This window comes from Actinomadura sp. GC306, assembly GCF_004348665.1.
Classification (GTDB): Bacteria; Actinomycetota; Actinomycetes; order Streptosporangiales; family Streptosporangiaceae; genus Spirillospora.
Map to the genome: position 1 here is coordinate 1 of NZ_SMKM01000236.1, position 10,475 is coordinate 10,475.

Annotated in this window: 8 protein-coding genes; 5 read left to right on the forward strand and 3 right to left on the reverse strand. The window is 71.5% G+C overall.

Annotated elements, in window-relative coordinates; genetic code table 11:
* Positions 1-104 precede the first annotated feature (104 nt).
* Positions 105-2,198, forward strand: a complete 2,094-nt coding sequence (glgX, locus tag E1200_RS25885; protein ID WP_131954679.1) for a glycogen debranching protein GlgX — start codon at positions 105-107, stop codon at positions 2,196-2,198.
* 11 nt (positions 2,199-2,209) lie between these two features.
* On the opposite strand, the gene E1200_RS25890 is transcribed toward glgX, so the two are convergent.
* Positions 2,210-2,611 (reverse strand): hypothetical protein, encoded by a 402-nt coding sequence (locus tag E1200_RS25890; RefSeq protein WP_131954680.1) that lies wholly within the window; start codon positions 2,609-2,611, stop codon positions 2,210-2,212.
* Positions 2,612-2,755: 144 nt separating this feature from the next.
* On the opposite strand from E1200_RS25890, the gene E1200_RS25895 reads away from it, so the two are divergent.
* A complete protein-coding gene (locus tag E1200_RS25895) occupies positions 2,756-3,475 on the forward strand; it encodes a pyrimidine reductase family protein (RefSeq protein ID WP_131954681.1) in 720 nt (239 codons plus the stop codon).
* Here E1200_RS25895 and E1200_RS25900 read toward each other — a convergent pair.
* Positions 3,457-4,158, reverse strand: a complete 702-nt coding sequence (locus E1200_RS25900; protein ID WP_131954682.1) for a dihydrofolate reductase family protein — start codon at positions 4,156-4,158, stop codon at positions 3,457-3,459. The genes E1200_RS25895 and E1200_RS25900 overlap by 19 nt on opposite strands.
* Positions 4,159-4,233: 75 nt before the next feature.
* On the opposite strand from E1200_RS25900, the gene E1200_RS25905 reads away from it, so the two are divergent.
* Both E1200_RS25905 and E1200_RS25910 read left to right on the forward strand, forming a co-directional pair.
* Positions 4,234-5,325, forward strand: coding sequence for an ATP-dependent DNA ligase (locus tag E1200_RS25905; RefSeq protein ID WP_131954683.1), 1,092 nt, complete (start codon positions 4,234-4,236; stop codon positions 5,323-5,325).
* Between the two features lie 323 nt (positions 5,326-5,648).
* On the forward strand, positions 5,649-8,084 hold the full coding sequence (locus E1200_RS25910; protein WP_131954684.1) for an ATP-binding domain-containing protein: 2,436 nt from the start codon (positions 5,649-5,651) through the stop codon (positions 8,082-8,084).
* On the opposite strand, the gene E1200_RS25915 is transcribed toward E1200_RS25910, so the two are convergent.
* Positions 8,081-8,272 (reverse strand): DUF4236 domain-containing protein, encoded by a 192-nt coding sequence (locus tag E1200_RS25915; protein WP_131954685.1) that lies wholly within the window; start codon positions 8,270-8,272, stop codon positions 8,081-8,083. The two genes, E1200_RS25910 and E1200_RS25915, sit on opposite strands and share 4 nt — an antisense overlap.
* Positions 8,273-8,518: 246 nt before the next feature.
* On the opposite strand from E1200_RS25915, the gene E1200_RS25920 reads away from it, so the two are divergent.
* Positions 8,519-10,459: a Xaa-Pro dipeptidyl-peptidase gene (locus E1200_RS25920; protein ID WP_131954686.1), complete on the forward strand. Its 1,941-nt coding sequence runs from the start codon at positions 8,519-8,521 to the stop codon at positions 10,457-10,459.
* Positions 10,460-10,475 lie beyond the last annotated feature (16 nt).

Genomic DNA, 10,475 nt, shown 5'->3' on the forward strand with positions numbered 1-10,475 from the left:
AAGCTCGTCCTCTGAATGGTGGTGGGTGGGGGCTGGCGGACGGTGGGTAGATCACAGTAGGTCACAATCGACGGGCCGGGACGGGTCGGCGGAGGAGTGGGAACATGCGGGAGGTTTGGCCCGGGGAGGCGTATCCGCTGGGCGCCACCTGGGACGGGACGGGCACGAACTTCGCGTTGTTCTCCGAGGTGGCTCGGCGGGTCGAGCTGTGCCTGTTCGACGACCGCGGGCGGGAGACGCGGTGCGATCTGCCCGAGGTGGACGGGTTCGTCTGGCACGGCTACCTGCCCGGCGTCGGGCCGGGGCAGCGGTACGGGTACCGGGTGCACGGGCCGTTCGATCCGCGCGAGGGGCACCGCTGCAACCCGTCCAAGCTGCTGCTCGACCCGTACGGCAAGGCGGTCGAGGGCGACGTCCGCTGGCACGAGTCGCTGTTCTCCTACCGGTTCGACGACCCCGACGCGCTGAACGAGGACGACAGCGCCCCCTACATGCCGAAGAACGTCGTGATCAACCCGTTCTTCGACTGGGCGGACGACCGGCCGCCGCGCGTCCCGTACCACGAGAGCGTCATCTACGAGGCGCACGTCAAGGGCCTGACGAAGCTGCACCCGGCGATCCCCGAGGAGCAGCGCGGCACCTACGCGGGCCTCGCGCATCCGGTGATGATCGACCATCTGCTCGACCTCGGCGTGACGGCCGTGGAGCTGATGCCGGTGCACCAGTCGGTCCCGGAGCACGCGCTGGTGGCGCGGGGCCTGGACAACTACTGGGGCTACAACACGATCGGGTTCTTCGCGCCGCACAACTCCTACAGCTCCGCCGGGCAGTACGGGGAGCAGGTGCTGGAGTTCAAAGCGATGGTCCGCGCCCTGCACGAGGCGGGCATCGAGGTCATTCTGGACGTCGTCTACAACCACACCGCCGAGGGCGACCACCTCGGGCCGACGCTGTCGTTCCGCGGCATCGACAACGCGTCCTACTACCGCCTCCGCGACGACGACAAGCGCTACCACCTCGACTACACCGGCTGCGGCAACTCGCTGAACGTCCGGACCCCGCACGCGCTGCAGCTCATCATGGACTCGCTGCGCTACTGGATCCTGGAGATGCACGTCGACGGGTTCCGCTTCGACCTCGCCTCGGCGCTGGCCCGCGAACTGCACGACGTCGACCGGCTCGCGGCGTTCTTCGACCTCGTCCAGCAGGATCCCGTGGTCTCCCAGGTGAAGCTCATCGCCGAGCCGTGGGACGTCGGGGAGGGCGGCTACCAGGTCGGGAACTTCCCGCCGCTGTGGACGGAGTGGAACGGCAAGTACCGCGACACCGTCCGCGACTTCTGGCGCGGCTCGTACGCGACGATGCCGGAGTTCGCGTCCCGGCTGACGGGGTCGTCCGACCTGTACGAGCACAGCGCGCGGCGTCCGTTCGCGTCCATCAACTTCGTGACGTGCCACGACGGGTTCACGCTCACCGATCTGGTCTCCTACGACAACAAGCACAACGAGGCCAACGGCGAGGGCAACCGGGACGGCACCGACGACAACCGGTCGTGGAACTGCGGCGTAGAGGGACCCACCCGCGACCCCGCGATCCTGGAGCTGCGCGCCCGCCAGCGGCGCAACTTCCTAGCGACGCTGTTCCTCTCCCAGGGCGTGCCGATGCTCTCCCACGGGGACGAGCTGGGCCGCACCCAGAAGGGCAACAACAACGCCTACTGCCAGGACAACGAGCTCGCGTGGGTGCACTGGGAGGACTCCGACGACATGGAGTTCGTCCGGACGCTGTCCAGGCTGCGCCACGACCATCCGGTGTTCCGGCGCCGCCGCTTCTTCACCGGGAGGGGCTCCGGAGCCGCCGCCGACATCGCGTGGCTGACCCCGGCCGGGGAGAGCATGACCGACCACGACTGGAACGTCGGTTTCGCCAAGTCCCTCGGGGTGTTCCTGAACGGCGACGCCATCACCGAGCCCGACCCGAGGGGACGCCGCGTCCGCGACGACTCGTTCCTTCTGCTCATCAACGCCGGCTCGGAGGCCGTCGAGTTCACCCTCCCGGGCGGCGAGTACGGCGAGCGGTGGGAGTTCGTCCTCGCCACCGCCGAACCCGGCACGATCGGCGAACGCCCCCGCCTCAAGGCCAGGGACGCCGTGACGATCCGCGACCGCGCCCTGACCGTCCTGCGCCGCCTCCCCTAGCGGCGCCTCCCCTAGCGGCGGCTCACCTCGATGGCGCTCAGCAGGACCAGGACGAACGTGGCGACCGCCACGGCGGAGTGGACGGCGACGGCCGCGGCGGGGAACCGCTGGTCGGCGCCGCGGGCGTGCCGGCCGCCGCGTCCGACGAGCCAGCGGGTGAACAGCATGAAGCCCTGTAAAGTGACGACCAGCAGCGCTGCGAAGGCGAGCCAGACGTAGGCGGCCCGGCCGGTGGCCAGGTAGGCGATCCAGGCGGCCAGCCCCGCGATGCCGAGGAGCGGATGCCCGGCCACGACCAGGGCGGGGAACCTCGTCACCTTCGCCGGCGGTCCCCCGTTCGCCATCCAGTTGACCAGCAGATGGCCGCCCCCCACCGAGGCCACCACCCAGGCGCCCAGCGCGGCGAACTCCACCGCCGCCCCCTTCCATGAACAGCTGCGTTCCCCGTCCCGGTGACAAGTGTCGCCTCCCGATACTTCCGGGGTGACGGATTCGTGAAGATTGCCGCCTGGATGCCGTCCGCGCCGGGTTCCGGACGTCGAGTAACTTGGGTTTTCATGCGGAGCCTTTCCCCGGAGCCCGGCGACGTCGATCTCGCCGAGGCTTACGCGTATCCCCCCGGCGGCGTGTGGTTGCGGGCCAACATGGTCACCAGCCTGGACGGGGCGGCGCAGCGCGAAGGGCGCAGCGGCGGCCTCGGCAACGCCGCCGACCGGCACCTGTTCCTGCTGCTGCGCGGGCTCGCCGACGTGGTCATCGTCGGCGCCGGCACCGTCCGCACCGAGGGGTACGGGCCGGTGAAGCCGAGCGCGGGCTGGGACGGCGTCCGCGCGGGGCGCTCCCCCGTCCCGCCGCTGGCCATCGTGTCCCGCACACTCGACCTGGACTTCGACGCGCCGGTCTTCACCGAGGCGAAGGCCCGGACGATCGTGCTGACCGCCGCGACCGCCGACCCGGCGCGCCTGGAGGCCGCGCGGGCGCGCGCCGACGTCATCGTCGCCGGGAAGGACACGCTCGACTTCGCCGCCGCCGTCAAGGAGCTTGAGGCACGCGGGCACAGGCGCCTCCTGTGCGAGGGCGGTCCGGGCGTCCTCGCACAGGTGGTGGCCGCCGGGCTGCTGGACGAGCTGTGCCTCACGCTGAGCCCGCTCCTGCTCGCCGGCCACCCGGCACGGATGCTGGACGGGCCTCCCCTGTCCGTCCCCCCGGAGATGGAGCTCGCCCACGCGCTGCTGGACGAGGACTTCCTCTTCCTGCGCTACACCCGCAACCGGTAGCGGATGAACAGCACGCCCTCGTCCAGGTAGAGGGCCGCCGGGTCGAGGGTGACCTCGGTGTCCAGTCCGCCTAGGAGCCGGGTGTGGCGGACGGATCCGAGCAGGGTCGGCGCGATGTTGAGGCACAGTTCGCCGACGAGGGACGCGCGAATCAGCGCCGACGCCAGGGCCGGGCCGCCCTCGCACAGGAGACGCTCGTATCCGAGGTCTTCGCGGAGCGTTCTGACACCCTCCGACAGGTCGACCTCGTCCTCCCCTGCCTCGACCACCTGGATGTGATCGGGGACGCCTTTCCGGGCGCTCCGCGACGTCATGACGATCGTCGGTGTCTCGGCTTCGGTGAACAGGGGAAGCGTCCAGTCGAGGTTCAGGGAGCGGCTCACCACGACGATGGGGGCGGGCGGGCCGCCGCGGCGCGCGCGCAGATCCTTGCGGAGGCGGGCGGGGCCGAGGCGTCCTGTGCGGACGGTCGCGGCCCCCACGAGGATCGCGCCGGCGAGGGCGCGCAGCGTCCGGAACACGCGGAAGTCGGCGTCGCCGCCGAGCGCGTCCGTCCAGCCGTCGGCGTCGGTGGCGGAGCCGTCGGCGCTCATCACCATGCCGAGGCGCAGGCCCGGCGCGTCCGCGTAGGCGTCGTAGGGGTCGATGCCATCGGCGGGGGGACCGGGGAGCAGACGGCGCATGACCTGCAGGTTATCAACGGCCGTTTTGCGGAGCCGGGATGTCCTTCTGTCGGTGCCGGGGCGCAAGATGGGGGGATGGATCTGCCGATCAGCCCGCCGCTGCCGCCGATGCTAGCCAAGGCGGTCAAGAGCATGCCCAAGGGCGACCTGCTGTACGAGCCGAAGTGGGACGGCTTCCGCTGCATCGTCTTCCGCGACGGCGACGAGGTCGAGCTGTCCAGCCGCGGCCGCAAGCCGCTCACCCGGTACTTCCCGGAGCTGGTCGAGGCGGTCAAGCGCGAGCTGCCCGAGCGGTGCGTGGTCGACGGGGAGATCGTCCTGCCGAAGGGCAACCGCCTCGACTTCGACGGGCTGCAGCAGCGCATCCACCCGGCCGCGTCGCGGATCAAGCTGCTGTCGGAGGAGACCCCGGCGTCGTTCATCGCGTTCGACCTGCTCGCCCTCGGCGACGAGTCGCTGCTGGAGGTCCCGCTGGGTGAGCGGCGAGAGCGCCTGGTCGGCGCGCTCTCGGGGGTCAATCCGCCGATCCATGTGACGCCGGTGTCCGACTCCTACGATCTCGCGCTGCGCTGGTTCGAGGAGTTCGAGGGGGCCGGGCTGGACGGCGTCATCGCCAAGCCGCGCGACACCGTCTACGAGCCGGACAAGCGCGTCCTGTTCAAGGTCAAGCACGAGCGCACCTGCGACTGCGTGGTGGCGGGCTTCCGGTGGCACAAGTCCGGGCCCATCGTCGGGTCGCTGCTGCTCGGCCTGTACAACTCCGCGGGGAAGCTCCAGCACGTCGGGGTGGCGGCGTCCTTCACGATGAAGCGGCGCGCCGAGCTGGTCGAGGAGCTGGAGCCGTACCGGCTGAAGGACCTGGACGAGCACCCGTGGGCGGAGTGGGCCGCCCAGACCGAGGCGACCGTCGACCGCATGCCGGGTGCGATCTCCCGCTGGACCGGCAAGAAGGACCTGAGCTGGGTGCCGCTGCGCCCCGAGCTGGTCGTGGAGGTGGCCTACGAGGGGATGGAGGGCGAGCGGATCCGGCACACGGCCCGCTTCCGCAACTGGCGCCCCGACCGGACACCGGAGTCGTGCACCTACGAGCAGCTGGAGGTGCCCGTCGCGTACGACCTGAACGACATCCTCGCGGGCCAGGCGACGAGCCCCCGCACCGACCGCTGACCCGAGGCCGGGGCGGGGCTCGCCGCACGCGTCCCGGCCGTTGATCCTGAGGAAGGGGTGCGCGGCTGGTTCGGAGTCCTGGCCGTCGCCGGTGCTGCTGATGGACGTGCGGTGTCGGCCATGGAGAACGACCTTCGGAGGCCCGGCAGCTGCCGGACAGCCTCGTCATGGCCGGTGACGTGAAGGCACCGCACGGGTGACGGCCGTCCGAATGATGATCTAGTGCCGCCGAGCGGTCACATGCGGGGGCGACGGATGATAGGGTGGCGACTTACGAATTGCGCACACAGAACCCATCCTATGTATAGGAGTGTAGCCCCGATATGGGACTCCGTCAAGCGGATGCTGTCAACCCCGGACGCGAGGAGCGGGCACGCGCGGCCGCGATGCGCGTGGAACAGGAGTACGTGTCCCGGCTGTACGCGCGGCTCGACGTCGAGCGCGCGAGCGCCGAGGCGGCGCTGCGGGAAGGGCCGGCGGCGGGGGGCGGGAGCGCGTTCCAGGCACGGGTGGAGAGCGCCGTCGCCACCGAGGAGGCGGCCCGCCGGCTCGCCCGGCTCAGCGGCGTCGAGCACGGCCTGTGCTTCGGCCGCATCGACCACCGGGCCGACGCCGACGGCCCCGGCGACACGTTCTACATCGGCCGCATCGGGCTGCGCGACGCCGACCACGAGCCGATCCTGATCGACTGGCGCGCCGCCGCGGCCCGCCCGTTCTACACGGCCACGCCCGGCGCCCCCGGCACCCTCGCGCGCCGCCGCCACCTGCACCTGCGCCACCGCGAGGTCGTCCGGCTGGACGACGAGGTGTTCGACCTGGAGGGCCTCGGCGAATCCGACCGCGCCGGCATCGTCGGGGAGGCCGCGCTGCTCGCCACCCTCCGCCGGGGCCGGACGGGACGGATGAGCGACGTCGTGGCCACCATCCAAGAGGAACAGGACCAGGTCATCCGGTCCGGGCTGCACGGCGTCCTCGTCGTCCAGGGCGGCCCGGGGACCGGCAAGACGGTCGCCGCCCTACACAGGGCCGCGTACCTGCTCTACACACACCGGGACGTGCTGGAACGACGCGGAGTGCTCGTCGTGGGTCCCAACGCCACATTCCTGCGCTACATCGAGCAGGTGCTTCCCGGCCTGGGCGAAACCGATGTCGCCCTGGCCACGGTCGGCGAGCTCTATCCCGGCATCAAGGCGAAGGCGGCCGACACCCCGGCGGTCGCCGTCATCAAGGGTGACCTGCGCATGGCGGACGTGGTGGAGGCGGCCGTCCACGACCGGCAACGCGTCCCCGCAAACGGCCTGCACATCGAAACCGACGGCCTCACCCTGGTCGTGGACACCGAGAAGTGCACGGAGATACGCGACCGCGCCCGCTCCCTGCGTCTCCCCCACAACGTCCAGCGGCGCCGCTTCGTCCACGACATGCTGGAGGCCCTCGCCATCAACCGGGCAGAGCAGTACGACCGCATCATGGACGAGCCCCTGGAAGAGATGGCGAAGAACGGCGGGCTCCCCGACTGGCTCCAGGAACTCATCGACGAAGCCGAGGACGAACCCCTCCTGGACGAGACCGACCTCCGTCTCGCCAAGGAAGCCCTCTGGCAGGACCCGACCGTCAACAGCGCCCTCAACGCCCTCTGGCCCGAACTGACCCCCGAGCAGCTCCTGACCGACTTCTACGCCGACCCCGAAGCCCTCGCCCGCGTCGGCGCGCAAGCCGGCCTCGACTGCACACTCCTCCACCGCCCGCCAGGCGCCCCATGGACCATCTCGGACGTCCCCCTCCTGGACGAGGCGGCCGACCTCCTCGGCAAGGACGACTCCGCCGAGAAGGCCCGCCGGCGCGCCGCGGAGGCCGCCCGCGCCAAGGAGGAGCTGTACGCCCGCGAGGTCATCCAGACGGCCGACACCGAGGATTCCGAGCGCCTCTCCGCCTCCGACGTGCTCTCCGCCGCCGAGCTGGCCGAGCGCCACCACGACGACGGCCCGCCCCTCACCACCGCCGAACGCGCCCTCGCCGACCGCGAATGGGCGTACGGGCACGTGATCGTGGACGAGGCGCAGGAGCTCTCCGAGATGGCCTGGCGCACCGTGATGCGCCGCGTCCCGACCCGCTCCCTCACCGTCGTCGGCGACATCGCCCAGACCGGCAGCGCCGCCGGCGCCGCGTCCTGGGGCCAGATGCTCGACCGCTACGTCCCGGGCCGCTGGCGCGAGCAGCGCCTCATGGTCAACTACCGCACCCCGGCGGCCATCATGCGGGTCGCCGCCGCCGTCCTGGCGTCCGTCGCCCCCGACCAGACACCGCCCGAATCGGTCCGCGACGAGGGCGACCCGCCGGCCTCGATCGCGATGCCGGTCGCCGAACTGCCCTCCCTCGTCCGGTCCGAGCTGTCCCTCGTCACCGGCGGGACGGCCGGCGACATCGGCGGCGCCTTCAAGGAGGGCCGCCTGGCGGTGATCACCTCCACCGCCCGCCACGCGGCCGTCCTGGAGGCCCTCCCGGACGCCGCCGTCGGCGCGACCCCGGAGGCCCTCGACTCCCCCGTCGTCGTCCTGACCGCGGAGGAGGCCAAGGGCCTGGAGTTCGACTCCGTCATCGTCGTCGACCCGTCCGGCATCCTGACCGAATCCCCCAAGGGCGGCCAGGACCTCTACGTGGCCCTGACCAGAGCCACCCGCCGCCTGACGGCCCTCCACGCCGACGACCTCCCACCCCTGCTCTCGGGGATGGCGGAACGGCCGCGGGACGCGGGCTAGCGGCGGCGGCTGAGGGGGCGGCGCCAGGAGATGCCGGTACCGGGGATGCGGAAGGTCATGTAGCGGCGGCCGTCCGCCGAGCGGGTGTAGCGGGCGCCTCGGCCTCCCACGCTGTGGCCGACGCCCTTGCGGGAGAGGTTGATGCGGAACGGACCCTTGCGGAGCGACTTTCTATAGTGCCAACCCATGGGACGGTGGATTCCCGGCGCACGGCCGGGAATCCACCTCGCCGGTCACGGACAGCCCGATATGGCGGATTCGGTCCGACCGGGGGACGCAACGGCAGGAGATGACCAAATCCGGTCCGAGTTCCTCGTGCGGGCGCTCTTTACCGGGCGGCCCGGGGCGAGGAACGTGTGCCTCCGTAGAGATCATTTTCTGATTTCGGGAGGTGCGGGTTGGCCAGGCGATCCCTGAGACGGACCCGGCGGACGATGGCGGTGGCCGTGCTGACCGGCGCGGCGCTCGTCGCGGGCGGGGGCGGCGCGGCGGCGCTCGCGCGGACGTCGCCGCAGGTCGTGGTGAAGGGCGGCGTGACGCAGCCGGTCTTCTCCTACAAGGACGCGATCCGCGAGCACGTCTACGTCGAGTCGTCCGTGGACAGCGACCGGGACGGCAGGCGCGACCGCGTCGCCGTCGACATCATCCGGCCCCGGGAGACCGAGCACGGGCTCAAGGTCCCGGTGATCATGGACGAGAGCCCGTACTACGACAACGCGGGACGCGGCAACGAGGGCGAGCGCAAGACCTACGACGCCGACGGGAACCCGGTGAAGTTCCCGTTGTTCTATGACAACTACTTCGTCCCGCGCGGGTACGCGTTCCTCGCCGTCGACATGGTCGGGACGACCCGGTCGGACGGCTGTCCCGTCAGTGGCGGGCCGACCGACGTCCTCGGCGGCAAGGCCGTGGTGGACTGGCTGAACGGGCGCGCGAAGGCGTACCGGGCGGACGGCGGCCCCGTGCAGGCGAACTGGTCCACCGGACGCACCGCGATGATCGGCAAGTCCTACGACGGGACGCTCGCCAACGGCGTCGCCGCGACCGGGGTCCGGGGGCTGGAGACGATCGTCCCCATCACGTCGATCAGCAGCTGGTACGACTACAGCCGGATGAACGGCGTCAAGTACTGGACGGACGAGCAGCCGTGGCTCGCCGACTACGTCGACACCGACCCGCCCGAGAAGTGCGCCGAGGTCAGGGCCGACCTGGACGAGGGCGAGGACGACGCGACGGGTAACTACAACGCCTACTGGAAGACCGCCGACTACCGGGACGGCACGATCGCCCGCGCCTCCCGCGTACGGGCGAGCGTGTTCGCGGTGCACGCGGTCAACGACCTCAACGTGAAGGTCGACCACTTCGCCGAGTGGTGGGACGCCCTCGCGCGGCACGGCGTCCAGCGCAAGGTGTGGCTGACGCAGCGCGGTCACGTGGATCCGTTCGACTTCCGGCGCGAGCAGTGGGTGGCCACGCTGCACAGATGGTTCGACCATGAGCTGCACAAGATCCGCAACGGTGTCATGCGGGAGCCGCGCGCCGACATCGAGATCGGTCCCGACCAGTGGATCACCCAGCCGGACTGGCCGGCCCGGGACGCGCGGGACATCACCCTGCGGCCCGGTGCGGACGGCACCCTCGGCCTGGCGCGTGCCCCGCGGGGCGCGACGGCGACGTTCACCGACGCTCCCGGGCCGCGCGGCCGGGGGCATTCGGAGAGCGCGATGGTCGCCGACCCGACGGCCGAGCAGCCGTTCCGGGCAGCGTTCGTGTCGGGGCCGCTCCCCAGGACCGGACGGCTGTCGGGGACGCCCGAGGCCCGGCTGCGGATCAAGCTGGACGCGCCCACGTCCAACGTCACCGCCCTGCTCGTCGACTACGGCGAGGACACCCGCGTGGACTACCTCGGCCCCGGCTCCGGCATCCGCACCCTGGACACCGAGTCCTGCCACGGCGAGAGCACCGAGAACGACGACGCCTGCTACCGGGAGACCGAGGTCAGGACGGTCACCTCGCCGGTGAACGTGGTCGCCCGCGGCTGGCTCGACGCGCAGAACCACCGGTCGCTGAGCCGTCCGAGCCCGCTCAAGCCCGGCCGGTACTACGACGTCCGGTGGGAGACGCTCAGCCAGGAGTACGTGCTGAAGAAGGGGCACCGCCTCGCGCTGGTCCTTGCCGGGACGGACTCCGACTACAACACCGAGACGCCCACGGGCGCGCAGGTGACGGTGGACCTGCGCGGCAGTTCCGTCCGCATCCCCGTGGTCATCGGCGCGGACGAGCCGTCCGCGCTGGTGGGCCCGCCGCAGCCGGAAGCGGTGTGGCGTGGGCCGTCCGAGGTGACGCTGCCCGTCCAGGAGCGCGAGTTCCGCTGACCGCAGGCGGCCCCGC